At 72.2% G+C, this 25,989-nt stretch carries 25 protein-coding genes and 3 pseudogenes; 10 read left to right on the top strand and 18 right to left on the bottom strand.

The genetic code is table 11. From position 1 onward, the window contains the following. Positions 1-34 precede the first annotated feature (34 nt). Positions 35-523, bottom strand: coding sequence for a DUF7144 family membrane protein (locus G9272_RS23350; RefSeq protein ID WP_171398370.1), 489 nt, complete (start codon positions 521-523; stop codon positions 35-37). A 171-nt stretch (positions 524-694) separates the two neighbouring features. Between G9272_RS23350 and G9272_RS23345 the strand changes: the two genes are divergently transcribed. Next, positions 695-1,225 carry an FxLYD domain-containing protein gene (locus tag G9272_RS23345; protein WP_171398369.1) on the top strand — a complete coding sequence of 177 codons (531 nt, stop codon included), beginning with the start codon at positions 695-697 and terminating at the stop codon, positions 1,223-1,225. 25 nt (positions 1,226-1,250) lie between these two features. On the opposite strand, the gene G9272_RS23340 is transcribed toward G9272_RS23345, so the two are convergent. The 3 genes from G9272_RS23340 to G9272_RS23330 all read right to left on the bottom strand — a co-directional run bounded on the left by G9272_RS23340 (position 1,251) and on the right by G9272_RS23330 (position 3,402). Further along, the gene (locus G9272_RS23340; RefSeq protein ID WP_171398368.1) at positions 1,251-1,955 is read right to left on the bottom strand and encodes a DUF6445 family protein; all 705 of its coding nucleotides are present in this window, start codon (positions 1,953-1,955) and stop codon (positions 1,251-1,253) included. A 121-nt stretch (positions 1,956-2,076) separates the two neighbouring features. Beyond that, positions 2,077-2,967, bottom strand: a complete 891-nt coding sequence (locus tag G9272_RS23335; RefSeq protein WP_171398367.1) for a hypothetical protein — start codon at positions 2,965-2,967, stop codon at positions 2,077-2,079. Positions 2,968-3,000: 33 nt separating this feature from the next. Further along, the gene (locus G9272_RS23330; protein WP_171398366.1) at positions 3,001-3,402 is read right to left on the bottom strand and encodes an ATP-binding protein; all 402 of its coding nucleotides are present in this window, start codon (positions 3,400-3,402) and stop codon (positions 3,001-3,003) included. Positions 3,403-3,601: 199 nt separating this feature from the next. Between G9272_RS23330 and G9272_RS23325 the strand changes: the two genes are divergently transcribed. From G9272_RS23325 to G9272_RS23315, 3 genes are read left to right on the top strand one after another with little or no spacing between them, the layout of a single operon-like run. Next, on the top strand, positions 3,602-4,453 hold the full coding sequence (locus tag G9272_RS23325; RefSeq protein WP_171398365.1) for a helix-turn-helix domain-containing protein: 852 nt from the start codon (positions 3,602-3,604) through the stop codon (positions 4,451-4,453). Positions 4,454-4,461: 8 nt separating this feature from the next. After that, positions 4,462-4,689 carry a DUF397 domain-containing protein gene (locus tag G9272_RS23320; RefSeq protein WP_171398364.1) on the top strand — a complete coding sequence of 76 codons (228 nt, stop codon included), beginning with the start codon at positions 4,462-4,464 and terminating at the stop codon, positions 4,687-4,689. A gap of 9 nt (positions 4,690-4,698) precedes the next feature. Beyond that, the gene (locus G9272_RS23315; RefSeq protein WP_020132852.1) at positions 4,699-4,944 is read left to right on the top strand and encodes a hypothetical protein; all 246 of its coding nucleotides are present in this window, start codon (positions 4,699-4,701) and stop codon (positions 4,942-4,944) included. Positions 4,945-4,976: 32 nt separating this feature from the next. On the opposite strand, the gene G9272_RS23310 is transcribed toward G9272_RS23315, so the two are convergent. After that, positions 4,977-5,471, bottom strand: coding sequence for a MarR family winged helix-turn-helix transcriptional regulator (locus G9272_RS23310; RefSeq protein WP_171398363.1), 495 nt, complete (start codon positions 5,469-5,471; stop codon positions 4,977-4,979). Between the two features lie 72 nt (positions 5,472-5,543). On the opposite strand from G9272_RS23310, the gene G9272_RS23305 reads away from it, so the two are divergent. Both G9272_RS23305 and G9272_RS23300 read left to right on the top strand, forming a co-directional pair. Then, positions 5,544-6,356, top strand: coding sequence for an alpha/beta fold hydrolase (locus tag G9272_RS23305; protein ID WP_253267907.1), 813 nt, complete (start codon positions 5,544-5,546; stop codon positions 6,354-6,356). Positions 6,357-6,456: 100 nt separating this feature from the next. Continuing rightward, positions 6,457-8,073 carry a carboxylesterase/lipase family protein gene (locus G9272_RS23300; RefSeq protein WP_171398361.1) on the top strand — a complete coding sequence of 539 codons (1,617 nt, stop codon included), beginning with the start codon at positions 6,457-6,459 and terminating at the stop codon, positions 8,071-8,073. Between the two features lie 11 nt (positions 8,074-8,084). Here G9272_RS23300 and G9272_RS23295 read toward each other — a convergent pair. Together G9272_RS23295 and G9272_RS23290 are read right to left on the bottom strand one after the other, a co-directional pair. Further along, a pseudogene (locus G9272_RS23295) lies at positions 8,085-8,705 on the bottom strand (MOSC domain-containing protein); the annotation flags it as partial. Positions 8,706-8,720: 15 nt separating this feature from the next. After that, complete coding sequence (locus tag G9272_RS23290; RefSeq protein WP_171402129.1) at positions 8,721-9,392, bottom strand: O-methyltransferase; 672 nt, start codon at positions 9,390-9,392, stop codon at positions 8,721-8,723. Positions 9,393-9,609: 217 nt separating this feature from the next. Here G9272_RS23290 and G9272_RS23285 point away from each other — a divergent pair, with 217 nt between their 5' ends. Further along, positions 9,610-10,332, top strand: a complete 723-nt coding sequence (locus G9272_RS23285) for a DUF4142 domain-containing protein (protein WP_171402128.1) — start codon at positions 9,610-9,612, stop codon at positions 10,330-10,332. A gap of 124 nt (positions 10,333-10,456) precedes the next feature. Here the strand turns inward: G9272_RS23285 and G9272_RS23280 are convergent, their stop codons facing one another. Continuing rightward, complete coding sequence (locus tag G9272_RS23280) at positions 10,457-12,106, bottom strand: glycoside hydrolase family 13 protein (RefSeq protein ID WP_171398360.1); 1,650 nt, start codon at positions 12,104-12,106, stop codon at positions 10,457-10,459. A gap of 268 nt (positions 12,107-12,374) precedes the next feature. On the opposite strand from G9272_RS23280, the gene G9272_RS23275 reads away from it, so the two are divergent. After that, positions 12,375-13,343: an LAETG motif-containing sortase-dependent surface protein gene (locus G9272_RS23275; RefSeq protein WP_171398359.1), complete on the top strand. Its 969-nt coding sequence runs from the start codon at positions 12,375-12,377 to the stop codon at positions 13,341-13,343. Between the two features lie 209 nt (positions 13,344-13,552). Here the strand turns inward: G9272_RS23275 and G9272_RS23270 are convergent, their stop codons facing one another. Continuing rightward, on the bottom strand, positions 13,553-14,512 hold the full coding sequence (locus tag G9272_RS23270; RefSeq protein ID WP_171398358.1) for a nucleoside hydrolase: 960 nt from the start codon (positions 14,510-14,512) through the stop codon (positions 13,553-13,555). Positions 14,513-14,569: 57 nt separating this feature from the next. Continuing rightward, positions 14,570-15,820, bottom strand: coding sequence for a threonine--tRNA ligase (gene thrS, locus G9272_RS23265; protein ID WP_171398357.1), 1,251 nt, complete (start codon positions 15,818-15,820; stop codon positions 14,570-14,572). A gap of 370 nt (positions 15,821-16,190) precedes the next feature. Between thrS and G9272_RS23260 the strand changes: the two genes are divergently transcribed. Further along, positions 16,191-16,976: a hypothetical protein gene (locus G9272_RS23260; protein ID WP_171398356.1), complete on the top strand. Its 786-nt coding sequence runs from the start codon at positions 16,191-16,193 to the stop codon at positions 16,974-16,976. 74 nt (positions 16,977-17,050) lie between these two features. On the opposite strand, the gene G9272_RS23255 is transcribed toward G9272_RS23260, so the two are convergent. The 7 genes and pseudogenes from G9272_RS23255 to G9272_RS23225 form a co-directional block, all read right to left on the bottom strand. Continuing rightward, on the bottom strand, positions 17,051-17,773 hold the full coding sequence (locus G9272_RS23255) for a GAF and ANTAR domain-containing protein (RefSeq protein WP_367398556.1): 723 nt from the start codon (positions 17,771-17,773) through the stop codon (positions 17,051-17,053). A gap of 92 nt (positions 17,774-17,865) precedes the next feature. Next, positions 17,866-18,636 carry a TIGR03943 family putative permease subunit gene (locus G9272_RS23250; RefSeq protein WP_171402127.1) on the bottom strand — a complete coding sequence of 257 codons (771 nt, stop codon included), beginning with the start codon at positions 18,634-18,636 and terminating at the stop codon, positions 17,866-17,868. Continuing rightward, positions 18,633-19,640, bottom strand: coding sequence for a permease (locus G9272_RS23245; protein ID WP_171402126.1), 1,008 nt, complete (start codon positions 19,638-19,640; stop codon positions 18,633-18,635). The genes G9272_RS23250 and G9272_RS23245 overlap by 4 nt, the downstream gene beginning before the upstream one ends. A gap of 182 nt (positions 19,641-19,822) precedes the next feature. Next, positions 19,823-21,166 carry a helix-turn-helix domain-containing protein gene (locus G9272_RS23235; protein ID WP_171398354.1) on the bottom strand — a complete coding sequence of 448 codons (1,344 nt, stop codon included), beginning with the start codon at positions 21,164-21,166 and terminating at the stop codon, positions 19,823-19,825. Positions 21,167-21,534: 368 nt separating this feature from the next. Next, a pseudogene (locus G9272_RS46420) lies at positions 21,535-22,017 on the bottom strand (hypothetical protein); the annotation flags it as partial. Positions 22,018-22,727: 710 nt separating this feature from the next. Beyond that, positions 22,728-23,328, bottom strand: a pseudogene (locus G9272_RS45420) (hypothetical protein); the annotation flags it as partial. Between the two features lie 78 nt (positions 23,329-23,406). After that, the gene (locus G9272_RS23225) at positions 23,407-24,732 is read right to left on the bottom strand and encodes a PP2C family protein-serine/threonine phosphatase (protein ID WP_253267906.1); all 1,326 of its coding nucleotides are present in this window, start codon (positions 24,730-24,732) and stop codon (positions 23,407-23,409) included. A gap of 145 nt (positions 24,733-24,877) precedes the next feature. Between G9272_RS23225 and G9272_RS23220 the strand changes: the two genes are divergently transcribed. Then, complete coding sequence (locus tag G9272_RS23220; RefSeq protein WP_171398352.1) at positions 24,878-25,324, top strand: hypothetical protein; 447 nt, start codon at positions 24,878-24,880, stop codon at positions 25,322-25,324. 85 nt (positions 25,325-25,409) lie between these two features. On the opposite strand, the gene G9272_RS23215 is transcribed toward G9272_RS23220, so the two are convergent. Further along, entirely contained in the window at positions 25,410-25,946 is a 537-nt protein-coding gene (locus G9272_RS23215) for an SH3 domain-containing protein (protein ID WP_171398351.1), read from the bottom strand. Between the last annotated feature and the right edge of the window lie 43 nt (positions 25,947-25,989).

The raw sequence follows: 25,989 nt of genomic DNA, 5'->3' as shown, positions 1-25,989 counted from the left end.
GGGCGGCAGCCGGGGAAGCGTGGCCGGGGCTGTCCTACGCCTGCTGGGGGCGGTAGGCGGCCAGCGCCCAGATCACGAACACGTCGATGGCGATCTGGATGACCGCCCAGAACGGCGCGTACGGCAGGAACAGGAACTGGAGGATCAGGCTCAGGGAGGCCAGCGCGAGGCCGCTGATCCGGGCCCATCCGGCCCACTCGCCCCCGCTGAGCAGCCCGTAGCCGGTCAGCACGGCCACGACGCCCACGATCACCAGGATCCAGCCCCAGGCGGTGAGGTTCATCTCGTAGGCGTACTCGGCGACCCGGGTGTACACGTCGTCCTCGGCGATCGCGGCGATGCCCTGGAACACGGCGAGGAAACCGCTGACGAACATGAGCACTCCGCCGAAGACGACCCCACCGGCGACCAGCCCACCCCCCGTCGGTGGGGGCGAGGCCGCGCTCGGCGACCCGGTGCCCTGGTGGGACGGGTCCCACACCCGGGGCCCCTGCGACGGCTGGGAGTGCGACTGGTCGCTCATGGCGCCACCCCGTCTCTGTGTCGGTGTTCTGCACTGCACTGCACCGACCATCGGTCCGGACGGGGGCCGCCACCACGGGGGGTGCGCCGTACGGGTGATCCGGCATGCGGACCGGCGGGACCGCCCCTTCACTGGAGGAAGGCCCGCGGGACCCCCTCAGGAGGAGACAAGATGCCACGCACCAAGGGCGTGCTGCTGACGGCGGCGGCGATCTGCTGCGCCACCGTGCTCACCGGCTGCTCGGACGAAGACACCCCCTCGTCGGTGTCGTCCGCGGCCAGCAAGGCCGCCTCGGCGGCCGAGTCGCTGGGCAGGGAAGCCACCGCGGCCGCGTCCTCCCTCGCTTCCGGCTTCGCCTCCGAGGCGTCGTCGGCGTTCGCGTCGGCGTCGGCTTCGGCGAGCCGCGAGCTGGACGAGATCAAGGACGGCGTCGACGTGAAGTCCGACGCGAAACTCGGCACCCCGGACACCGACAAGGACGGCCGGGCCACCGTCGAGGTCACCGTCTCCAACACCACCGACGGATCGAAGTCCTTCGCCGTCCAGGTCGACTTCACCGACTCCGCCGGCAACCGGCTCGACACGGTCGTCACCACCGTCTCCGACGTGGCCGCGGGCAAGACCGGCGAGCAGACGGCCCGCAGCAACCGCACGCTGTCCGGCGAGGTGAAGGCGGAGGTGGCCCGGGCGGTGCGGTACTGACCGCGGTGTGCGGAACCTCCGGGGCTCACGCCATCCAGAAGAAGACGGCCGTCATCCGCTTCTCCTCCAGCGTCGTACCGGAGTAACCGGTCGCGCTGTGCACGAGGTTGGCGTTGTAGAGGAGCAGCCGGTTGTGCTTGTGGGGGACCCGTACGTCCTCCTCGAAGGCGTCCGGTGCGACGAAGCGGGTGCCGAGCGCCTCGACGAGGTTGTTGTGCGGGGCCTGGACGACGTTGCCGCCGAGCCGCCCGCCGGGCAGGGACTGCCGGTAGAAGCTGGTGCCGCAGTCCTTGGGGACGGCCGGGTTGAGGTACAGCACGGCCGCGTACCGGCACAGGGCCCGCGAGTCGGAGTGCGGCCGGGGAGTGCTCTCGCCCTCCCCCACCACCTGGATGCAGTTGTGGTTGAGGGTCCCGCCGCCGGGCGCCCGCTGCACCCACAGCTTCCCGGCCCCGGTCGCGCTCCTCACCAGCCGCTCCACACGCGCGAGCTCACCGGCATCCAGTCCCGGCATGGTGCGCAGTCCGGGCCAGCTCTCGGAGGTGTACGGGTAACCCTTGACCCAGTCGTCCTTGGCGAGACAGCGCTCACGGATCGCGGTGATGCCGGCCTCGGGGAAGACGTCGTCGATCACCCAGTAGTCGCGGCCCTTGGTGGGCTTGCGGTAGGGAAGCACGGGGAGCGTGGCGGCAGCCCTCACGGGCTGGTGGGGCCGCTGTGGCATGGACATGCGGCGAATCTAGGTCGGGAGATCCTCATGACTCGCCCTTCCGTTCGTCCGCACTCCTCCGCGAACTGGTCAACGTTTCGTCGAGCCGGTCAACGGTTCACCAACCGAGAAAGCCCCGGTGTCATCCGTTCGGATCCGCGAAGAGGCCGTCGGCGGTGGTGGCGTGGACGGCGCGCTCGGACCAGACGGTCAGCTGGTCGAAGTCGGTGCACGATTCGACCCGCTCGCGGATCTGGTCGGGGACGTCGATGCCACGCCAGCGCAGGATGTTCAGGGTCATCTCGGCCCGATCCCGAATCCGGCCCTGCTCAAGGCCCTGCTCGCGTACCTGCTCGGCGAGCGGATGCCGCCAGAAGTACTGCATCGTCGTCATCAGGTCCCTCCACATCTGCTGCGCCTGGGGGTCCACCAGGCAAGAGTCGACGAACTGCACGAGCACCGCGGCACTGTCCTCGTCGATGGTCCGCAGGGCGGTTGCCAGCGATTCCAGTATGCCCGCGGCCATCGGGCCGCGACCGTGCGTCATCGCAGAAAACACCGCAAGGGTGACGTTCTGCGCGGCCTCGCGTACGTCTGCGATCACTGGCACGTTGTCAGGGCCCAGCACGAACGGCCACACCGCCATGGACGGCCGTCCCGGTACTCCCACATAGATGGGCTCCGCCGCCCAACGGGCAGTCGCGCTGTTCTGCGTGACGACGATCAGCACCGGCTCGCAGCGGAACTTCTCGCGGAGGAAGGCGAGGTAGTACGGCCAACTGCCTCGCTTCCTCTCGTCCGGCTTGCCCTGAGACTCCACAACCAGGAGGTAGCTGCCCTCGTCGGTCTCGGCCTTCAGCAGCGTGTCCACTCGCCGCTCGATGGGCTCGATCTCGGTGAGGTCGACGTTCATGGCAGCGAACTCGCGCGGCTCCGGGAAGGGCACGTGCAACACCTCTTGCAGGGCACGGGTCAGGAGTGCCGGATCCTTCTGGAAGATCCGGTGCAGCGCCTCGTGCGACGAGCCGACCATCGGCTCTCCTTTCTGTCCGACGTGATCAACGAGCTACGCCGCGTTCAGTTCGCACCACACGAGCTTGCCGCGATGCCCCATCCGGGACAGCGGCTGCCAGTGCCAGAGGTCCGAGCAGGCCCGGACGAGGGCCATGCCGCGTCCGCTCTCGGCGTCGGCCGGCTCCTCCAGCCGTCCCGGGGGCTCGGGTGGTTCGGGGTCCGCGTCCCAGGCGCCGATCTGGAGGACGCCGTCCCGGAAGCGGAGGCGCAGACAGGCCGGGCCCTTGGTGTGCAGTACGGCGTTGGAGACCAGCTCCGAGGCGAGCAGCTCCGCGGTGTCCACCAAGTGGATCAGGCCGTGCAGGGTGAGGATCAGGCGCAGGGTGCGGCGACAGACGGTCACGGCGCGTGGGTCGCAGGGGATGTAGAGGGAGTACTCCCAGGGATCGGACATGCGTCAACTCCGAGTGGCGTGAGGGGATTTACGCGCGGTGGCATTGCCGCAGCCGTCATGGCAGGAGGAAGCGGTGCGCTTCCGCAGCGTGTGCGGGGCGTCACCGACGGTAGACCTGAATGTTTCGGTACAGCAAGCCGATCGCGTAATCTGGCCCCGAACGGGTCGCGCTCTCGGGCGTGTTGAACAAGGGGTGTCGATGACGACCAGGCGCGAACCAACAGCACGTCAGATGCGCCTGGCGGTGGAACTGCGCAGGCTTCGCGAAGCGGCGGGACTCTCCGCCCGCCAGGCGGCCGCACTCCTCGGCGTGAGCAACGTCCAGATCAGCCAGATCGAGTCCGGCGTCACCGGCGTGAGTGAGGAGCGGCTACGTCGGCTCGCTTCGCATTACGACTGCACGGACCACGAGTTCATCGACGCCCTGGTCGCGATGACCACCGACAGGACGCGTGGCTGGTGGGAGGAGTACCGAGGGCTGCTGCCGGCGTCATTCCTGGACCTGTCGGAGTTGGAACACCATGCTCGGACCCAGGCCAATGTGGCCGTTCTGTTCGTGCCGGGCCTATTGCAGACGGAGGAGTACGCCCGGGCCGTGTTCTCCAACAGGATCCCTGAACTCAGCTCGGATGAGCTTGAGTTGCGTGTACAGCACCGCTTGGCGCGCCGCGTGGTCATCGAGCGGGCGGCACCCATCGGTTTCGAGGCGGTGATTCACGAGGCGGCCTTGCGCATCAGGGTGAGCGACCGTGGCGCGTCCCTGGCCCAGCTCACACGCATCCTGGAACTCTCGGAAGAGGATCACATCAGCGTTCGTGTCATCCCTTTCGACCTTGACGGCTTCTCCAGGGGCGGCAGCAGCATGAGCTATCTGGGCGGCCTGGTGACAAGGCTTGACACGGTGGTCCGCGACGCTCCCCATGGCGCGGCCCTGGTCGATTCCGAAGCTCAACTCGCCGAGTACCGGACCCGCTTCCGTAAGGTGGAAGTGGCGTCACTCGAACCGAACCGGTCGCGTGACTTCATCCACACCCTGGTGAAGGAGCTGTGAGGCGCGCTGTGCATCGCACCGACTGGCAGAAGTCGACCTACTCCGACGGCGGCGACGGCAACGACTGCGTAGAGCTCGCCTCCACCCCCACCACACTCCACCTCCGTGAGTCGGACGCCCCCGGCACCGTCCTCACCACCGCACCGGCCCCGCTCGCTCGGTTTCTGCACGCCATACGCACAGGAACTCCCGGAATTGTGGCCTCCGTCACAGCATGCCCGGGCCGCGCCTGCTGAAGTGACCCGATGATCGGTCTCGTAATCCGCGTCCTCCCGTTCTGGGTGCGCGAGCCTCTGCTTGTCGTCGTCGGTGTGCCCTTCAGCGGCCTCCTCTTCTATGCCGCCATCCGGGACCAGGAGTGGATCGGGGCCGCTCTCGGCCTCGCCGTCGCCGTGTTCACGGCCGTCCGCATCCACACGATCCGGCGCGCCCTCCAGACCCGCCGCCAGCTGAAGGCCATGGAGGGCATGAAGCGCATCGAGGGCATCTAGAGCATCCAGGCAAGGCGCGCCCCGTAGGGCTCTCAGTCGTCGACGTCGACGTGGTCGAACGTCCTCAGCATCTCCGTCAGCACCCGTACGCAGGCCCGCACCTCGGCGTCGGTCAGATCGCCCCCGACCTCGCGGTTCAGGGTGTGCTCGCGGTCCAGGACGGTGGCGATCAGGGCTCGGCCGCCCTCGGTGATCCGGATCAGGGACGAGCGCTGGTGCGCGGGGTTGGGCAGGGTCTCCACCCACCCCTGCGCCGCCGCGTCGTTGACCATGCGCTGCACGAACTGCCGGCTCAGCGCCTGGATCCGGCTCAGCTGCGGGACCGTCAGGTCTCCTTTGCGGCGCAGCAGGTCGAGCACGGAGCGCACCCCGACGGAGGCACCCTCGACGGCCTCGCCCTGCTCGACCTTGCGCAGGGCGCGACGGTAGAGGGGGCCGACCAGGTCGAAGACCTCGGTGAGCCGGTGGCCGAGTTCGTCGGGCGGGAGCGGGGTGTCGGCGGGGAGAGACGGGTCGGTGTCGTTCACCCCCACATGATGCACCCCAAGAATATGACACCTTGGTTGCCAAAAGTCGCGCAGGATGACACCTTGGTTGTCATGACTGCTTCGGACATGAAGTACTTCGCCTCCGCCGACGGGGACCTCGCCTACCGCGAGGCCGGCGCCGGAGAACTCGTGGTCCTGCTCCACTCGGGATTCGTCGATCACCGGGTTTTCGACGCGGTGATCCCGGCGCTAGCCTCCACGCACCGGGTGATCGCGGCGGACGTACGGGGCCACGGCGCCTCCGCCAACGCGACCCGCCCCTTCCGCTGGGTCGACGACGTCGCCACGCTGCTGCACCACCTCGATGCGGGCCCCGCGGTGCTGGTCGGTGTCTCGATGGGAGGCCTGATCGTCAGCGACACCCTGCTCGAACGTCCGGAGCTGGTCCGCGCGGCCGTCGTGTGCGGCGCCTCCACCGGCGAGTTCCAGGACACCGACCCCTGGCACCGGGCGATCCAGGCCGAGACGGCCCGTGCCCTGGCCGCCGGTGACATCGAGGGCTGGCTGAAGGCGTTCCTGAGCTATGTGCCCGGCCCGCACCGCAGCCTCGACGACGTGGACCCGGACATCCTGCGCCGACTGCGCGAGATGGCCCTGAACACCCTTTCCAAGCACACGCCCGGAGAGAAGGACTGGCACGTCCCGGTGACCGACACCTGGTCGCGGTTGCCCAGGATCGACGTCCCCGTGCTCACCGTGAACGGCGCCCTGGACACCCCCGACGCGATCGCCGCGGCGCAGCGCCTGGCCGACAGCGTCCGGGACGGCCGGTCCGTGCTGATCGAGGGCACCGCGCACTACTCCAACATGGAGAAGCCCGAGGAGTTCACCGCCGCCGTCGCGGACTTCCTGCGCACCCTCTGACCGGCCGCGGGGCCGGACGCGGGGCCGACCACGGGAGCGACCGCGGGGCCGGCCGGTATCCGGTGGATCGGATGGGCTGCGAGTGGCAGGCTTTCGACGCATGGGGGAACAGCCTTGGGTGGAGACCGAGTTCCGGACGGCCGGCGGCACCGTCCGCGGCAGGCGATCCCCCGACGGCGTCGCCGCCGTGCTCGGCATCCCGTACGCCGCCGCGCCCTTCGGCGCGCACCGCTTCCGTGCGCCCCAGCCCGCCGCCGGCTGGAGCGCGCCCCGTGACTGCACGGTGTTCGGACCCGTCGCGCCGCAGTCCGCGGAGCTGCCCGGTTCACCGGTGTGGCGCCCGGGGGACGAGGAGGTGCTCACCGTCAACGTGTGGGTACGGGCCCCCTCGGATGCCGGCCCGCTGCCGGTGCTCTTCTGGATCCACGGCGGCGCCTACACCTTCGGCTCCTCCGCCCAGCCCGACTTCGACGGCACCGCTCTCGCCCGCGCCGGAGTGGTCGTGGTCAGTTGCAACTACCGGGTGGGTTTCGAGGGGTTCGGCCATGTGCCGGGCTTTCCCGACAACCGTGGGCTGCTCGACCAGGTGGCCGCGCTGCGCTGGGTCCGGGAGAACATCGCCGCGTTCGGTGGCGATCCCGGCAACGTCACGGTCGCCGGGCACTCGGCCGGAGCGGGGTCGGCCGCCTGTCTGATGGTCATGGAACAGGCGCACGGGCTGTTCCGCAGGGCCGTAGCCCACAGCGTGCCCCACGCCTTCTTCGGCGTCGAGGTCGCCGCCGCGATCACGTCGAGGATCGCGGCCGCGGCCGGGGTGGCCGCGACAGGACCCGGACTGCTCTCCGCGTCGCCGCAGGCCCTGGTGGCCGCCGCCGACAAGGTCGCCGGAGCGTGTGAGACCGATCCCGTGACAGCGGTCCAGGCCTTCGATCCGGTCGTCTTCCAGCCGGTGCTCGACGGCGAGGTGCTGCCGATGGATCCGCTCGCCGCGCTCGCTTCCGGCATCGCCCGCGAGGTGGACCTCCTGGTGTGCCACACCCTGGAGGAGTACTGGTTCCTGCACGAGGTCGGCGCGGTGCGGGAGGTCGCCTCGGAGCCGGAACTCGCGGACTTCGCCGAAGCCCTCTCCCTGCCCGCCCGGCTGGTCGCCGGATACCGCGCGCTGATGCCCGACGCTCCGGTGCTGGACCGCTACCTGGCGATCTTCGGCGACGCGGTGTTCGGCGAGTACAGCAGCCGACTCGCCGAACACCACGCGCGGGCCGGCGGCCGGGCGTATCTGTCGCGGTTCGCCCGCCGACGCCCGCGTCCCGGTGGCGGGACCCGGCCCTGGCACACCGCCGACATCCCCTTCGCGTTCGGCAACCTGGACGCGGTGGGCGCCGACTTCCTCATCGGCGGCGCCCCCGACGCACAGGACCGGGCGCTGTCCCGACGCATGCTCCGTGCCTGGGTCGACTTCGCCGCCTGCGGTGACCCCGGGTGGCCCGCCGTCACCGCCGACGGCACGACGGTGCAGGTCTGGGCGGTGCCGGACGATCACCTGTCCGACGACGGCGCCTCCGCCGTACGAGCGCTGTGGCGGGGCGTCCCTCTCGAAGCCGAACTCTCACTCGCACCCGAACTCGCACCCGGCCCCGGCCCCGGACTCGAACCCGCACTCACCACCACCTCGTCGCCCAGCGACACCCTCCCCGCTCGTCGGACCTCGAAGTAGGCGCCGAAGGCGACTCCGCCGCCGTCCGCCCGGCGGTAGTCCGCGAGCGTGCGCAGGGGTTCCGGGCCCGAGCGGCGGCCGGTGCGCTGGTCGACCATCGTGATGGCGCAGCGGATCGTGTCCTCGGTGAAGGCCAGCTCGGTGTCGGCGATGGTGAGGCGGGCGGCGCCGTCCTCCGTGTGCGGGGTGTCCCAGCCGTCCACCACCAGGTTGGGCCGGAAGCGGTTCATCGGGAGGGGGGTGGCTCCGCGTTCGGTGATCCGGTGGTTCAGGGCGTCCAGGCTGGCCCGGGAGACGAGGTGCAGACGGCCGTTGTTGCCGGCCGGGGGGCGGACCAGGGTGCTCGGGGTGCCCAGTACGTCCGTGAGCCAGTCGTGCACGTCCGCGCTGTGCGCCCGCACCGGGTCCCGGCCGGGTGCGCGCAACGTCAGCTCGCCCTCCGTCAACTCCGGTGTGATCAGGGCCAGCCCGGGGTCGCCCCACTGCCAGCGCAGCTCGCCCTTCTCGTCGGCGATCGCGTATGTGCGGTCGTGCAGCAGACCGGTGCTCGTCAGCACCGCCTCCGAAAGCTCCGTTCCCGCGCATCCCTTCACCGGGTAGTACGTGATCCCGACCAACCTCGCGACCGTCATCCCCACGCCCCCTCGTCAGTCCGTCACCAGCGCCAGTACGAAACCGTCGTACCCTTTTCCGCCCACCGTCTGCACCGCTGTCGCGGTCAACCTCGAGTGTTCCGCGACCAGTTCGGTGAAGCGGCGGACTCCCTGGACGCGGGGGTCCGTGCTGCCGGCGTCCGTGACCGCGCCCTCGCGCACCACGTTGTCGCCGACGATGACGCTGCCGGGGCGGGTCAGCCGCAGGGCCCACTCCAGGTAGAGCGGGTTGGACGGCTTGTCCGCGTCGATGAAGACCAGGTCGAAGCGCTCGTCACCGAGCTCGGCGGCCAGCACCGGCAGGGTGTCCGACGCCTTGCCGACCCGTAGGTCCACCACCCCTTCCAGGCCCGCACCCGCGATGTTCGCCGCTGCCACCTCCGCATGCCGCTCGTCCGCCTCCAGGGTCACCAGTCGGCCGCCCTCGGAAAGGGCGCGGGCGAGCCACAGGGTGCTGTAGCCGCCGAGGGTGCCGATCTCCAGGATGCTGCGGGCGCCCTGGACGCGGGCGATCAGGTGGAGCAACTTGCCCTGGTTGGGCGCCACCTGGTGCGGTGGCAGGCCCGCCGCCTCGCTGCCCTCACCGGCTGCCCGCAGGGCTTCGTCCTCCTCCACCAGCAGGCCGTTGAAGTAGTCGTCGACGGCGGTCCAGGTCTGCTGCACCAGGGGTCCCTTCGTTGTCCTGCACGGGCTTCGGTGAGTTCCTTATGGGAACTTACCTGTGCCCGTGTGCCCCGTCCATCAACTTTTCACTCAGGACGGTGAGTACGATCGGCCTCACGTCCGTACTCCTGTGCGTCCGCCCCCACCGGACGCAGCACATCGACACATCGGCGGAATCCCCGACCGGGCAGGAGGCACGGTGCCAATTTCGCGAAACATGATGGGAACCCTGTTCGTCGGCGGTGCGCTGACGCTGACACTCAGCGCCCTCGCCTACCCATCGATGCTCGGACTTGACACCGTGTCGGCTTCGGGCGACCGGATCATCGCCAACACCCAGTGGGGTCCGCTGACGGAAAGCGACCGCGCCTTCGTCGTGGCGGTGCGCGCGGCAGGTCTGTGGGAGTACCCGGTCGGTCAGATCGGGCTCCAGAAGGGGCAGAGCAAGGGCGTCATCACCGCCAGCCAGCACCTCATCGACGGCCACGCGGCGCTGGACACCACCTGCCTCAAGATCGCGCCGATGCTGAACGTCACCCTTCCCAACGTGGCCAGTCCGCAGCAGGAAGGGTTCGTCAACACCCTGAAGGCGGACCAGGGCAAGCAGTTCGACGTCGACTTCGCCAACATCCTGCGCATGACGCACGGTTCGATCTTCAACACGGTGGCGAAGATCCGCTCGACGACGAAGAACACGCTGGTGCGCGCGCTGGCCGACCAGGCCAACGACACCGTCCTGGACCACATCACGGTGATGGAGCAGACCGGCCTGGTCGACTTCGACACCACGCTGTTCACCCAGACCACCCCGCCGAAGCTGCCCAAGTCGGACATGACCCCGCCGGTCCCGCCCGCCGGCCAGCCGCTGATCGTCCTCACCCCGCCGCCGACCGCCACGGCCACCCCGGTGGACATCGGCGCCATCGTGGGCAACGGCGGATAGCCCGGCGACGTACACACGGTGGAGCGGCCCGACCGACAGATGTCGGCCGGGCCGCTCCGGTACCGCACGGGCCCCCAGCTGCTTCACTTCCGATTCGGCCCCGGTCAGGGCCACCACGGGTCTCCTAGGCCAGCCACACCGTCGTGTCCGGGTCCAGCCGCCCGTCGTCGTCGAGGGGAACGCTGCTCAGCAGCACCTCGCCCGGCGGCAGCGGCACCGGAGCGTCCGACAGGTTGGTCACGCACCGCCAGCCGTCGTGGCGGGCGAACGCCAGCACGCCCGGCGGGGTTTCGTCCCGCAGCCAGCCGAGCTCCTCGCCGTCGAGCAGCTTGCGACGCAGACGCAGGGCCGTGCGGTAGAGCTCCAGCGTGGAGCCCTGCACGCCCTCCTGGGCCTCGACGGCGTACCGCGCGAAGTACGGCGGCTGCGGCAGCCAGGCACCGGCCGCGCCGAAGCCGTACGACGCTCCCGTCGTCGTCCACGGCAGCGGCACCCGGCAGCCGTCGCGGCCCTTGCGGATGCGGCCCGTCTGTTCCCAGAGCGGGTCCTGGAGCACCTCCACGGGCAGCTCGGCGACCTCGGGCAGGCCCAGTTCCTCGCCCTGGTAGACGTACGACGATCCCGGCAGCGCCAGCATCAGCAGCGTCGCCGCACGGGCCCGGCGCAGGCCGGCCGCCTCGTCGACGCGCGGGGCGTGGCCGCCGGAGAGGAGCCAGGCGTTGTCGTCCGTGCCCGGTGGCAGCATGAGGCGGGAGGTGTGGCGCAGGACGTCGTGGTTGGACAGCACCCAGGTGGCCGAGGCTCCGACGGCGCGGGCGGTGGCCAGGGAGTCGGTGACGACCGTACGGATCTCCTCGGCGTCCCAGCTCGCCTGGAGGTACTCGAAGTTGAACGCCTGATTCAGTTCCTCGGGGCGGGCGTAGAGGGCGCGGCGGGTGCCCGGGACCCAGGCCTCGGCGACGGCCGTGCGGGGCGGGGTGTAGGAGTCGAGGACGCGGCGCCAGTCGCGGTAGATCTCGTGGACCTCGTCGCGGTCGTAGAAGGGGTGGGTGCCGGGAGGCAGACGGTCGAGGGCTTCCTCGCCCACGAGTTCCGGTGTGCCCAGGTCGCGGAGGGGTTCGGCGAGGTCCTTGGCGAGGGCGTGGGCCACGTCCACGCGGAAGCCGTCGACGCCCCGGTCGGACCAGAAGCGCAGGGTGGTGCGGAAGTCCTCGCGGATCTCCTCGTGGTCCCAGTTGAGGTCGGGCTGCTCACGGGCGAAGAGGTGCAGGTACCACTGGCCGTCGGGGACGCGCTGCCAGGCGCTGCCGCCGAAGACCGACTGCCAGTCGGTGGGCGGGAGTTCGCCGCTCGGGCCGCGTCCGTCACGGAAGACATAGCGCTCGCGGGCCGGGGAGCCGGGGCCGTCCGCCAGCGCCTCCTGGAACCAGAGGTGCTGGTGGGAGGTGTGGTTGGGGACGAGGTCGACGATCACCTTCAGACCGAGGCGGTGGGCCTCGGCGGCCAGCGCGTCGAAGTCGGCCAGCGAACCCAGGCGCGGGTCCACGTCCCGGTGGTCGGCGACGTCGTAGCCGCCGTCGGCGAGCTCGGACGGGTAGAAGGGGGAGAGCCAGAGGGCGTCCACGCCGAGGCCGGCCAGGTGGGGCAGCCGCTCGGTGACCCCGCGCAGGTCCCCGAGTCCGTCGCCGTCGGCGTCGGCGAAACTGCGCGGATAGACCTGGTAGACGACGGCCTGGCGCCACCAGTCGGGGCGGTGGGAGGAGAAGTCGGTCATGAGCGGAAGTCTGTCCATTGTGCCCGGAAAGTGAACGTGCGAGCCGTTCGGAGTGGAACATTCCGCACGTGAGAGAGATGTGACGGAACCTTGAACTCCCTGAGGTTTGACGCAGGTTGACAGCGGTCTGTGGTCCACACGACGATGGGCCCACGCTGTGGCCCCTGTGACCGGAGGGCCTGGTGTTTCTTCTTCTGATCTGACCAATCAGCCGCGGCCATTCAGCTCTGGCCGATCAGTCCTGGCACTCGCCAAGAATGGGATACGCATGTCCATAGCGAGACGTGTCACCGTGCGCCGCCTGCTGGGGACGGGCGCCGCTTCGCTCACCCTGTGCGCCGCCTCCGTCGCCGCCGCCTCCGGCGCCTTCGCCAGTACCGGCACGCCCGGTGGCGACGGCTGGAAGTCCGGCGGCCAGTACCAGCCGGGGACGGGCGCGGGCACCGAGACGGGCACCGACCGCTGCCAGTTCTCTCTCGACGGCGCGCACTTCTACGACTCGGTCCGGGTCGACGACCAGAACCTCAAGCCGACCGAGGACGGCAAGATCCACGTCAAGGTCCGCGCGGCCGGCGACGCGTCGACGTGCACCGCCTCCCTCGCCTCCTACCTCGCCCACGGCGCCAGCTTCGGCACCTCCGGCGAGCAGGTCTTCGTCGACTTCGACAGCGTGACGGTCAAGCCCGGCCAGACCGACACCCTCGACATCGCCGTGCCCGACGCGGGCTGCTTCGCGCAGATCGACCTCTACCGGGGCGCGGTCAAGTTCGACGGCAAGCTCGACGCGAAGGACGGGTTCGTCCACGGGGACCTGCCCAAGGGGCCGGACCGTCCGGTCATCAAGGACAAGCTGATCGCGGCCTGGAACGGCGGCACGAAGGACTGCACGGTCACCGAGCAGCCGCCGTCGTCCCCGCCGGCCGGGGGCGGCTCGTCGCCGTCGCCGTCCGCCTCGACACCGTCGGAGCCGTCGAAGCCGTCGGAGCCTTCCGCGTCGGCGTCCGAGAGCACGTCTCCGTCGCCGTCCGCGTCGGAGTCGGAGTCGAGCACGCCGACGCCGTCCGCCTCCGAGTCGACGAGCGCACCGGCCCCCACGCCGAACGGTGGCGGCGGTGACCTCGCCGAGACCGGTGCGGACAGCAACACCCCGCTGATCGCGGGCGGCGCGGCCGCGCTGCTGGCGGGCGGCGCTGCGATCGTCGTCGCGACCCGGCGCCGCAAGGCGCTGCGCGGCTGAGCGGCTGACGCGGCTGAGTGGCTGACGCGGCTGAGTGGCTGACGCGGCTGAGTGGCTGAGTGGCTGACGCGGCTGACGCGGCTGAGCGGCTGACGCGGCTGAGTGGCTGACGTGACGCGGGCCTGGGGGCAATGTCCCCAGGCCCGCGTTCTGCCGTTGAGGCGCTTGAGGGGCTTCAGGGGCTTGATCGGCTCAAGGCGCTTGAGGGGCTAGCCCTCCACCGCCGTCAGCCACAGCTTCACGTAGCGCTCCACGTCCACGTCCAACGCCACGTCCACGAGGGTCTGTTCGCGTGCGCCCTCGTGGATCTCGGACTCGCCGGGGCGCGGGCGGCGGTCGACGACCGTCTGGCCGCGGGCCGGACCGGGGGCCAGCGAGACCTCCACCGGGAGGAGCTCGGTGGTCAGGCCCGCCGGGTCGGCCACCGCGCAGACCGCGCCCGCGTCGCCGAGGCCACCGGTGGGTGTGGGGTCCCCGGAGGTGGCCGGGTCGCGGTGGGCGAGGAGTTCGCCGGCCAGCCGGAGACGGGGCTCAGGGCTCGCCCGCAGCCGCGCCACGTCCGCCGCCGGCACCAGCACCCGCTTGAAGACGTCCAGGCCGTACATGGTGATCGGCACGCCCGCGGTGAGCAGGATCGCGGCCGCCTCCGGGTCGTGCCACACGTTGAACTCCGCGACCGGCGTGGCGTTCCCGGTCGTCACCGCGCCGCCCATGAACACGATCCGCTCGATGTTGCGGGTCACCTCCGGGTGGGTGCGCAGCAGCAGGGCGATGTTCGTCAGCGGGGCGGTGGGGATGAGGGTGACCGGGCGCGGGGAGGCGAGGATCTCCCGGCGCAGCAACGTGACCGCGTCCACGTCGACCGGTCGGCGGGTCGGGGCGGGCAGCCCCAGGTCGCCCATGCCGTCCTGCCCGTGCACATGCCCCGCCGTGCGGACCGGTTCGATCAGCGGCCGCTCGGCGCCCCGGGCGACCGGGATGTCCCCGGCGCCCGCGTACTCCAGCACGGTCAGCGTGTTGCGGACCACGCCGTCCACGTCCGTGTTCCCGGCCACGCACGTCACCGCCCGCACGTCCAGGCCGGGATGGCGTACGGCGAACAGCAGGGCGAGGGCGTCGTCGACGCCCGTGTCGCAGTCGATGATCACGGGGATGGGCTGCTCGGTCACCTTCGGGACTCCTTCCGCACCACGTTCGCCGTCGCCACCGACCCTATGCGGGGGCGTTCACGCCCACAGCCCGGTCCCGCGGGCCGCCGCCCGCTCCCCGATCCGGCGGACCAGCTCGTCGGCGGGCAGCGCCCCCGGGCGGCGGCCGTCGCGCAGCCGGACGGCGGCCAGGTCGCCCTGCGCCTCCCGCTCCCCGATCACCGCCTGGTAAGGCACCAGCCGCGCCGCCCGGACCCGGGCCCCCAGGCTGCCCCGGTCCGGCCCGGCGAGTTCCGCCCTGAGCCCTGCCGCCACCGCCCGCCGCACCAGCTCCGCCGCCTGTTCCTCCTGCGCCTGCGACACCGGCAGCACGACCAGCTGGACCGGCGCCAGCCACACGGGGAACGCGCCGCCGTGTTCCTCGAGGAGATGCGCCACGGCCCGTTCCACACTGCCGATGACACTGCGGTGCACCATCACCGGGCGGTGTTTCGCCCCGTCGGCGCCGATGTAGTGCAGGTCGAAGCGTTCGGGCTGGTGGAAGTCGATCTGGACGGTGGACAGGGTCGACTCGCGGCCCGCGCGGTCGGTGATCTGAACGTCGATCTTCGGACCGTAGAAGGCGGCCTCGCCCTCGACGGCCTCGTAGGCGACGCCCGCCTGCCGAAGGACCTCCCGGAGCAGGTCGGTGGCCCGCCGCCAGAGCTCCGGGTCGGCCACGTACTTACCGCCCTCGCCCGGCAGGGAGAGCCGGTACCGGGCCGGGCGGATCCCCAGGTCCGCACAGGCGCGGCCGATGAGTTCCAGGGCAGCCCTGGCCTCCTCGACGGCCTGCTCCAGGGTGCAGAAGATATGGGCGTCGTTGAGCTGGATGGCCCGTACGCGGGTCAGCCCGCCGAGCACACCGGACGGCTCGGAACGGTACATGCCACCCAACTCGGCAATACGGAGCGGCAGTTCGCGGTAGCTGTGGGAGCGGGAACGGTAGATGAGCGCATGGTGGGGGCAGAGGCTGGGGCGCAGCACGACCTGCTCGGCCCCCAGCTCCATCGGCGGGAACATGTCCTCGCTGTAGTGGTCCCAGTGCCCCGAGATCTCGTACAGCTCGCGCTTGCCGAGGACCGGCGAGTACACATGGCGGTAGCCGGCGGCGCGCTCGGCCTGCCGTACGTACTCCTCCAGGGCGTGGCGTACGACCGCCCCGTCCGGCAGCCAGTACGGCAGGCCCGCGCCCATCAGGGGGTCGGTGTCGAAGAGGCCGAGCTCGCGGCCGAGGCGTCGGTGGTCATGGCCGTGGCTGTCGTCTCGGAGGTGGACCTGGTCGTTCACGGGGGCTCCCTCGGTCGGGGAGGGGCGAGGAACCGGGGCACGTCGAAGCCCCGGGGCACTCGCCCCGGGGCTTCGGACATCCAGTTCGTGGATCAGCGCGCCGGGACGGGGTCCGGCGTCGTCGTGAGGGACGGCTGGGCGCGCTTCATGGCGACGACCGTAGCAACGGGATCCCGCGCGACGCGATCCGTTTTCCCACGCCGGCCACCCGCGCCGGCCGCCCGCGCCCGTCACCTGCCCCCACAACCCTCCCGCACCACCCGCCCGCACCAACGCCGGTAACCCGTACGGCCCGCCGCGCTGGTCGGCCGGTGGGACCGGTGTTGCCGTGAGAGGAGGCACCCGCGCGCACTCCTGGAGGCACCCCCCGATGGCCCGTCCCACCCTCCTGGCCGCCACGCTCCTCCTCGTCGGCGTCGCCACCCTCACCAGCGGCTGCGCCACCCTCGGTCTGGAACACCCGCCGACCGCCGACCCGGCCACCCCGACCGTCCAGCGGTCGTCGGCCAGGCCCACCGCGCCGACCACCTCACCCGTCCTCACCGAGGCGCAGGCGCGCGCCGCCCTCATCACCGACACCGACCTCGGCGCGCCCTGGACCCCGACCCAAGGCGCCGCCACCTGGCGGGACGGCATGCTCAAGGCGACCGCCTCCGTCCCCGACTGCCAGAAACTCCTCGACGCCCTCTACGCCGACGAGCTGCTCGGCGGCCCCGCCCGCGCGGTCGTCGGACTCGACGATCCGGACGCCGGCGCCCAGCTGCGCTACCAGCTCGGCGGCAGCGGTCCGGCGGAGGTCGACGCCAGGCTGGCCTGGCTGAAGACGATGCCGCAGAAGTGCGCCCGGTTCACGGCCGAGGCGACCGGCGACGCCGTGCTGGACGCGCAGGTCTCCGAACTGCCGCTGCCGGAGGTGGGCGATGTCCGCCAGGGCCTGCGCGTGACCCTGACGATCTGGGCGACGGCCGAGAAGAACCCCGGCGGCGATCCGACCGCCCTCACCCTGGACGTCGCCGCCGTCCGGGCCGGGGAGGACGCGTTCGCCCTCACCAACGGCGGCCTGAACGACGCGCCGAACGAGGCCACCCAGGCGGCCGTCCAGCTCGGCGTCCGGCGGCTGACGGAGGTCAGACAGCAGGGGAAGGTAGCGGTCTAGGTGCCGATCGGAGTGCTGGTCGCTGGTCGGAGTGCCGGTCGGAGTGCCGGTCGCCGGTCGGGGTGCCGGTCGGCTCAGAGGGGCAGGTCGTCGAAGCGTGTCCGCAGTGCGACCACCTCGTGGGACAGCTCCAGCACCGTACGGCTCTTGGCGAAGGCGTGGCCGCGCAGCAGCGACAGCGCCTCGTCCGCGGCGACGCCGAGCTGGGCCATCACCATCCCGATGGCCCGGTACACATCGTCGTGGTCGGTGGCCAGCGGGCTGAGCCAGCAGCCGATGTCGTCCGGGTCGTCCGACTCGGCCCTCGGCAGCGCCACCAGCGCATCCGTCACGATCTCGGCCACCACCCGCGCCGTGCGGACCTCCTCGGCGGCGAGCTCGCCCGGCACGTCCCGGTAGAGATCGAGGGTGCCCACGCACACCGCGGGGTCGCCCAGCGGCAGCGCGTACACCGACCGCACCCCGAGGGCCGCCGCCTGCTGGGCGAACACCGGCCAGCGGCAGGCGTCCCGGCTCGACATCAGGTCCGGGGCGGAGACCACCGAACCGGTCTCGGCCGCCTCGAGGCAGGGCCCGTCCCCCAGGGTGACCTGCATCTCCATCACATACGCGGCCCGCTCACCGCTCGCGCTCAGCGGCACCGGAATCCCGTCGCCGCGCAGTGCCATGCAGGCCCCGCTCACCGGCAGCAGCTTCAGCACGGCGTCGCACAGCCGCTGCGGCACCTCCCGCGGACCGGCGCCCCGGATCTCCTCGGCGATGACTTCGGCGACCCGGTCCCGATCCCGGCGGCCCATGGTCATCACCTGCCATCACCTCCGTCGACGAGCCAGCTCACCTCTCGTGGTGCGCCGGGTACCCCTCGCTCACCGGCAGAACCGGCCTCGACCTACGGCTTCTCGTACGGATCCGCCGGCTGTTTCACCCGCGTGACCGTGGCCGCGTCCAGGACCGGCGGCCAGGCCGCGTCAGAGCCGAGCGTGCCCTTCGGACGCCAGGTGCCGGTGACGGTGACCCAGGTGTCGGCGGGCAGGGCGTCGTCGTCCGCGTCCCGGATCTCGACCTTGCCGGTGGTGGCGTCGGCGGCGCAGCAGGTCACGAGGAGGCGGGTGACGTACCAGGTGCCGTCGTCGCCGTGGGTGACGAAGCCGGTCAGCCGGACGGTACGGCCCTTCAGCGAGCGTCCGCTGTCGTAGATCGCGCGCGAGCTGAACCCGGCGACCGTCAGCTCGACCGGGTTCCCCGCCGGGAGCGCCGGGAAGGTGCCGACGCCCTGCGCGGCCCGCTGGGCGGCCTCGCGGCCGGCGCTGTAGGAGCCGAGGGCCGGGGGCGGGAAGAGGAGGAGGGCGAGGGCGGGCAGCGTGAGCAGCCAGGCGACGCGGGGCCCGGCGGGGCCGTGGGAGTGCCCCTCGTGACCGGCGAACCCGTCGTCGCCCTCGTCGTGGGTGTCCTTGTCGTGGGCGTCCTCGTGCGGGCTGGGCGTGTGGTGGCACAGGATCGCCGTCACGACGCCCAGCAGCACCAGCGCGACCCCGGACACGATCAGGTAGGGGCGCAGGCCCGCCTGCACATAGCGCAGGTACAGGTCGCCGAAGAGGGTGATCCGCAGGACCGCGCCGCCCGTCAGGAGGAGCAGCGCCGCCGGTCCGTACCGCCTCACAGCAGCCACCACCCCACGAGGACACTGGCGGCCACGGCCACCACCCAGGTCGCCGACGCGAACCGTACGGCGAAGGACCGGCCGAAGGTGCCCGCCTGGAGGGCGAGCAGCTTCAGGTCCACCATCGGGCCCACCACCATGAACGCCAGCCGTGCGGTGGGCGGGAAGGCGCTCAGGGAGGCGGCGACGAAGGCGTCGGCCTCGCTGCACACGCACAGCACGACGGCCAGTACGGCCAGCAGCGGCACCGCGAGCCAGGGCGACCCGGTGAAGACGTCGAGGACCGAGCGCGGGACCGCGATGTTGAAGGTCGCCGCGGCCGCCGCGCCCAGCACCAGGAAGCCGCCCGCGTGCAGGAAGTCGTGCTGAAGTCCGGTGAGGAAGGCGCGGAGGCCGGTGGCGTGGGCCGACGGGGTGCCGCGCCCGGGCAGCCGCAGCCACTTCTCCTTCCCGAACCGCGCCCACAGCCAGCCCATCACCACGGCGGTGCCGAGCGAGGCGAGCAGCCGGGCCAGGACCATCTTCGGCTGGCCCGGGAAGGCGATGGAGGTCGCGACGAGCACGACCGGGTTGATCGCGGGCGCGGAGAGCAGGAAGGCGAGGGCGGCCGCCGGGGCGACCCCGCGCCGCATCAGGCTCCCGGCCACCGGCACGGAGGCGCACTCGCAGCCGGGCAGCACGACCCCGGCGATACCGGCCACCGGCACGGCGAGCGCGGGGTTGCGCGGCAGCAGCCGCCGGAACACCCGCTCCGGCACGAACGCGCCGATCGCCGCCGAGACGACCGTACCGAGCAGAAGGAAGGGCACCCCCTGGACGGCGACGGCGGTGAACACCGTCCACCAGGCGGCCACCGGCGGGGTGTAGAGGTCGAGCGCGAGCAGCGGCCCGAGGACGGACACGACGGTCGCGATGGCAACGAGCGCGACACCACCGAGCACGGCGTACACGGACGCGCGCACGACGACCCGCAGGCCGTCGGCCACAGTCCGTTGGTTCTCCACGTGGCGCACGCTAACGCCCTCACCAGTGAGAACGCTGTGACCCCGTCCCCCTTCCAGCCCGTCCGGCGCTTGAGGACGAGGCCGTTCAGGCCGAAGGCGGGGGTCTGGGGGCGCAGCCCCCGGGGATGGAACGGGCAGTGGCGGCGGGGGCGGGGGCGGGGGCGGGGGCGGGGGCGAGAAAACTAGAGCGGAGGCTGCGCGGGCGCCGGCCCCAGGGTCGTCGTCCCCGGCGCCGTACGGTGCCCGAGTCCCGTCCGGTACGCGTCCAACGCCGCCTCCACCCGACCCGTACGCCGCAACAGATCCCCCAGCATCCGGCACAGATCGGCGAGATCCCCCGCCGCCCCCGCCCGCTCCAGCAGGCTGAGAGCGCGCACATAGTGCTCCTCCGCCGCCTCCGTGTCCCGCGCGTCCTCGGCGATGATCCCGAGCAGCCGGTGCGCCCCCGCGGAGTGCACGGCGCCGCGCTCGGGCGACAGATCCCCGAGGACGGTGTGCAGCAGCGCGGCGGCCTCCTCCGACTTGCCCCGCCGGTGCAGGACGTCGGCCAGCTCGACGGCGACCTGGCTGCTGTAGAGCGCGGCGCGCTGAGCGGAGAGCATGGCCTGGGCCTGCTTCAACTCGTCCTCGGCGCGCTCCAGTTCGCCGTTCTGCGCGTAGACGTAGCCGCGCATCCAGTGGCAGTTGGCGAGTTCGGTACGGAGCTGGAGCTGACGGTAGAGCTCGGACGCCTTGGCCAGCGAGGAGTCGGCCTCCGCCAGGCGGCCCTCGGCGAGCAGGGTGCGGGCGACGGACCGGTGCATACGGGCGACCAGGGCGGGGTCGCCGACCTGGGGCGCGAGGGCGAGGGCGAACTCGGCGGCCTGCGCGGCGCGGGCCTGGGCGCCCATGTCCATGTACGGGCCGATGACGGAGGCGTAGAGGAGGAGCAGCGCGTCGGGGTCGTGCAGCCCACCCCGGTTGAGCTCGTCGAGGGTGGATTCCAGCAGGTAGACGGCGTAACGGAGTTCACCGGCGAGGTAGTGGGCGACGGCGCGGCCGCGCAGGGCGGGGACGCGGGCGGGGAGCGGCGCGTGCGCGAGAGCGGCCTCGGCGCGCTCGAAGCAGCGCAGGGCCGTGTCCAGGTCTCCCGTGTCGATCCCGCACTCCCCGAGACCGAGCAGCGCGGTGGCCTGCTCCTCCATCAGCCCGTGCTCCTGCGCCTCCGCGAGCAGCCCGGTGTACTGGAGGGCCGCCTCCTCGGCCGCCCCGGTGGCCAGCGCCCGCTGGGCCTCGGTGAGACGGAGCCGCAGATCGGTGACGAGGCGGGCGGGCCGACCGGTCGCCAGCTCCTCGAAGTCGACGCCGAGCCGCTCGGCGATGTGTTTGAGCGCCTCGTCGGAGGGCCGCACCCGGCCGGCCTCCAGGGTGGAGACATAGGCGGGGGTGTACGTCGGCTCGGCCAACTGCCGCTGTGTCAGCCCCCGTTCGACCCGCAACCGTTGCACCCGGCGACCGACGACCTCCGGCTCGTCCCGCTCTCCCACGCCCGACTCCCCCAACTACCCCTGTACCTCTTGCCGTTGGACTATCTCAGCCCCTAGGTTAAACGGCGAGTTAAGCATGCTTAATAGCTGGCTGTCGTGAGTATCGCAGTCGCCGACGTTGCGAGGTAGCCGTGCCCGGACGCACATCCGCACGCCCTTCCGCGCCCTATGTCAGGGCCGTCGCCGCGGCGGTCCTGGCCGTGACGGCCCTGATCACCGCGGCAAACGCGGGCCCGGCCAGAGCGACGGACGCCGGACCGACCTCCCCGACGGCCCGACACGAGACGGCGGAGCGCCGCTAGGGCGCCGTCGGGCGCCTCGAACTCCCCCAGCCGTCCGGTCGGCGGCCGCTTCACCGCCGAGGCGGCTCAGCCCTGCGTCTGAAGCTGCCGCAACTGTTGCCTGACGTGGTCCAGCGCGCCCTCGCGGCGGCCCGGCACCCGGCCGCGCAGCTGCGCGATCGCGGGGCCCAGGGCGCGGGCCCGCGGCACGTCGGGGATCCGCCCCCACTGGTGGTGCGCCCGGTCGACCGCCGCCTCCACGGCGGGCGCGTCGACCGGCTGCCCCGCCTCCAGCCGGGCGACGGCGACCGCCATCCAGGTGCGGCAACTGCGCTCGGCGTCCCCCGCGAACATCGCCAGATCCGCCCGCACCTCACCCCAGTGCAACGCCTCCTCGGACCCGGCCCCGCACGCCGCGGCCGCCTCCTCCTCGAGCCGCGCGGCGATCCCATCGGCATCACCGTGCCGCCCGTCCCGCACGGCGGTGGAAATGGCGACGTGGGGGTCGACAGGTGTGCCGGGGGCGGCGGGTACGCCGGAGGGGGCTGGTACGCCGGGGGCGGTGGGCGCGCCGGAGGCGACAGGTGCGCCAGAAGTGGCAGGTGCAGCTGAGGCGAGAGGTGCGCCCGGGGCGCCGGATGCGCCGCGAGCTGCGGGCACGACCGAGGCGAGAGGTTTTCCCGAGGCGGCGGATACGCCGGTAGCGGCGGGCACGGCCGAGGCAAGAAGTGCACCCGAGGCGACAGGTTCGCCGGACGCGGCAGCCACGCCGGAAGCGGCCGGTGCAACCGACGCGAGCGGTGCTCGCGGGGCGACGGGGGCGCCGGAAGTGGCCGGTGCGACCGACGCCAGCGGTGCACCCGAGACGACAGGCACGCCCGAAACCGCCGGTGCAACCGACGCCAGCGGCGCACCCGAGACGACAGCCACGCCCGAAACCGCCGGTGCAACCGACGCCAGCGGTGCACCCGAGACGACAGGCACACCCGAAACCGCCGGTGCAACCGACGCCAGCGGCGCACCCGAGACGACAGCCACGCCCGAAACCGCCGGTGCAACCGACGCCAGCGGTGCTCGCGGGGCGACAGGCACGCCGGACGCGGCAAGCACGCCAGGGGCGCCGGAAACGGCAGGCACGCCAGAGGTGGCAGGTGGGCCGGAGGTGGCAGGTGGGCCGGAGGTGGCAGGTGGGCCGGAGGTGGCAGGTGGGTCGGAGGTGGCACGGGCGTCGGAGGGGGTGGGGCGGGTCCAGGGGGTGAGTACCAGGTCGCCGACCTCGCCGTCTCCCGCGATGCGGGCCAGCGCCGCCTGGTGCAACCGTTCGATCGCCGGACGGCCACCGCTGCGCAGTATCGTCGCGACCGCCCTCATGTACGAGGGCGCGGCCACGGAGCGGCGGCCCGGTGGCGGCGCGATCCGCCCGTAGACGGCCACCGCGGGCCCGCAGTCCAGGGCGGCCTGGTCACCCCGCAGCCAGTCCCAGGTCTCCGGGTCCGCGCGCAGATCGAGCACCACGGTCGTGGCGCCGGGCGCCCGCAGCCGCAGCTCCTCCCGGAACCAGTGCCACGGGAACGCCGTGTACCGCACGGTCGGGGGCGTCGTACGGGCGAGCGCCAGGTGGGGCAGCCGTTGCCGCCGGTCGAGCTGGAGCTGACCCGCGACGAACAGGGTGAGCGGCCCGGGGGCCACCGCGGCGGCCCGCAGCCGGGTGAGAACGGCCTGCGGGTCCAGCGGATCGGCGAGTTCGACGACGTTCGCGGTGTCGGTGCCGGCCAGCACGGGAGGCGGCACGGCCGCGAGCACGGGGAGCACGGAGGCCGCGTCCACCAGACACCCCTTGCCCATGGGCGAGGCCGCGAGCAGCAGCACGGTTCCGGGCATGGTCCCCTCCCGCATGGTCCCCTCCCCTGTCGATCACGTACGTCAGCACCGTAACCGCTGCGGGTGCAAAGGGGGGCCTCAGGCCTGCAAACGTCCCTCTACGGGGCCTTCGTCGGGCGGCGGCCCCGATGGCCCGGACGGCACAGGCGGCCCCGGCGTCATAGACGCCACGGGTGTCACGGGCCGCACCGCGAAGACCGTCGTGTCGTCGGCGAGACGCCCTCGGCAGTGCCGCAGCGTGCCGTCCCGTACGAAGGCCACCAGCCGGCCCGGCTCGGCCGTCCGCGGATCGCGGGCGAGGCCTGCCGCGACCTCCTCGGCCAGCGGGTAGAACTCCCCGGCGCCGTCCCGCGCCTCGGTCACCCCGTCGGTGACCAGCAGCAGCGTCTCACCGGGGGCCACGGCCACCCGCAGCACCGGCGGGGTCCCGTCGTCCTGCGCGACGAGCTCACCGAGGCCGAGGGGGAGCCCCTCGCCGTTCGGCAGGGCCCGTACGCCCTCGGGCCCGCCGACCGCGAGCGTCGGCTCGTGCCCGAACCCGACGATCTCGACCACGCCCTGCTCCCCCACGGCCACCCCGTTCTCCCCCTCCAACCCGTTCTCCCCGTCCACCCCGTTCCCGCGGCCGGGGAACCCGATCAGCACGGCCGTGGCGAAGCGGTCGCCGTCCGCCCACCCGAGGGCCGCGGTGTGCGCACGGTGCCGTCGCATCCGGGTCTCCAGCCGGTCGGCCACGGTCGCCAGGTCCGCCTCGTGGTACGCGGCCTCGCGGAAGGTGCCCAGCAGCGCGGCGGCCGCCTCCACCGCGCCCAGCCCCTTGCCCTGTACGTCACCGAGGAGGACCCGGGTGCCGTGCGGGCCGGGCTGGATGTCGTAGAAGTCGCCGCCCACCCGGGCCTCGGCGTCGGCGGCCAGATAGACCGCCGCGTGGTCGAGGCCGCCCCAGCGCGGCGGCAGCGGACGCAGCACCGTACGACGGGTCGTCTCGGCGATGTGCATCATGTGCAGCATCCGCCGCTCGGCGCGCACCCGGACCGACGCGGCGAGCACGGACAGCACACCGCCGACGAGCACCAGCACGAAGTCGGCCGCGCCCTCCCGGTACTCGGACGGCCAGGCGGCGTCGCTGGTGGCGTAGGTGAGCAGGGCGAGCGCCGCGAAGAGCGCCGTCGTCCACACCCCGCAGAGCGCGGCGGCGATGGCGGCGACGAAGACGCACCAGGAGACGATGCGGAACTCGCCGGTGGTGTTGAAGTCGGCGTAGGTGATGGCGACGAGCATCACCAGCGGAACCAGCCAGGTGACGCTGCGGCCCCGGATCTGGAGCAGCTGGTGCCGCTGGAGGACGTCCCGGCGCCGGGCCCGCGGATAGCGGTCGAGCAGGCCGTGACCGCCGGACTCCATGAGGTCAGCGAAACACGGGGGCGGAGCGCCCGCATCCGGGGAACCGGCGCACGGACCCGGCGCAGGAAACCGCCGCACCCGACTTGCCACCGCCCCCGCCCAGGTGTGCCCTGGAAGGCGGGGGCGAGGAGAGAGGAGTGCTCTCATGGCTCATGCGGCACCCACGTCAGGCGTACGGACACCGTCCGCACGGTCCCGTACACCCGACGTCTTCAGCGAACGCGCCCACCGGGCCGCGGAGTGGACGACACCCGTGGCACTGGGGCTCGTCTACGGCTACTGGGTCGCGGCCAACAACCGCTCCGGAGGCCCCATCACCGGCTGGAACCTCCTGCTCGGCTTCGTGAGCGCGATCGTGTTCGCGGCCCTGTGGATGGGCATCCACGCCCTGGCCCCACACATGCGGCGCGAGCTGCACGCCCTGCTGTGGACGGCGTTCGCCGGCTGCGCCTTCGGCTTCCTCTACAGCGAGACCGGCGCGGCCGTCCTGCGCTCCGTGGGGATGTCCCTGGCGGTCTCGGCAGGCGTCTTCGTGACGCTGTTCTACCGCTTCTACACGCAGGAGGACGCGACGGGACACCGTATCCGCTGATCCGCCCACCGACAGCGTCCGCGCAAGGACGCACACGGGCCCCGGCGTTGTACGCCGGGGCCCGTGCCTTCCCTCATCCCTCCACTCACCGGCCGACCGGGACCCACTCCCAGTCGCCCGACGAGGTTCCTGATGTCCCGGTGGCGCTGAAGCTCCAGGAGCCGGAGAAGCTGAACGTCACGGAGGCCGAGACGCCGAACGAGCTGTTGGTGAACGGGTCGTCCCAGTTGGTCCAGTCGCCGTTCTTCCACCGCGGGCACGGGTCGGCGCAGTCGGGCACCCGCGCGCCGCCGGTGTCCACGAAGGCGGCGCTCGCCCAGCCCTGGGCGCCGAAGAGCCAGTACCAGTCCGGGTTGCCGTTGACGCTCTGGCCCTTGACCCTGCACTGCACACGGTCGTGACTGCCGGGCGCGAGCGCCGCGACGACGGGCGATCGGGTGGTGGGTTCCTGTCGCACACTCAGCTCGGAGCGGGAGACGACGGTGCCCCGGATCGAGCTGTTCCCGTCGCCGCCGCTGGTCGGAGGGGCAGCCGCCGCCGTGGTTCCCAGTGCCGCGCCGGCGAGGGTGCCACCGGTGAGCAGGGCTGCGGCCAGAGTCCGCAGGGCCAAAGTGGTGCGCATGATCGACCTCCTTCTCCCCAGAACCAGGAAACACCCGTTCGGG

The sequence above is a fragment of the Streptomyces asoensis genome (assembly GCF_013085465.1).
GTDB classification, from domain to species: domain Bacteria; phylum Actinomycetota; class Actinomycetes; order Streptomycetales; family Streptomycetaceae; genus Streptomyces; species Streptomyces cacaoi_A.
Note: the sequence above shows the minus strand (reverse complement) of the source record. Positions and strands in the feature narration are given on the sequence as shown.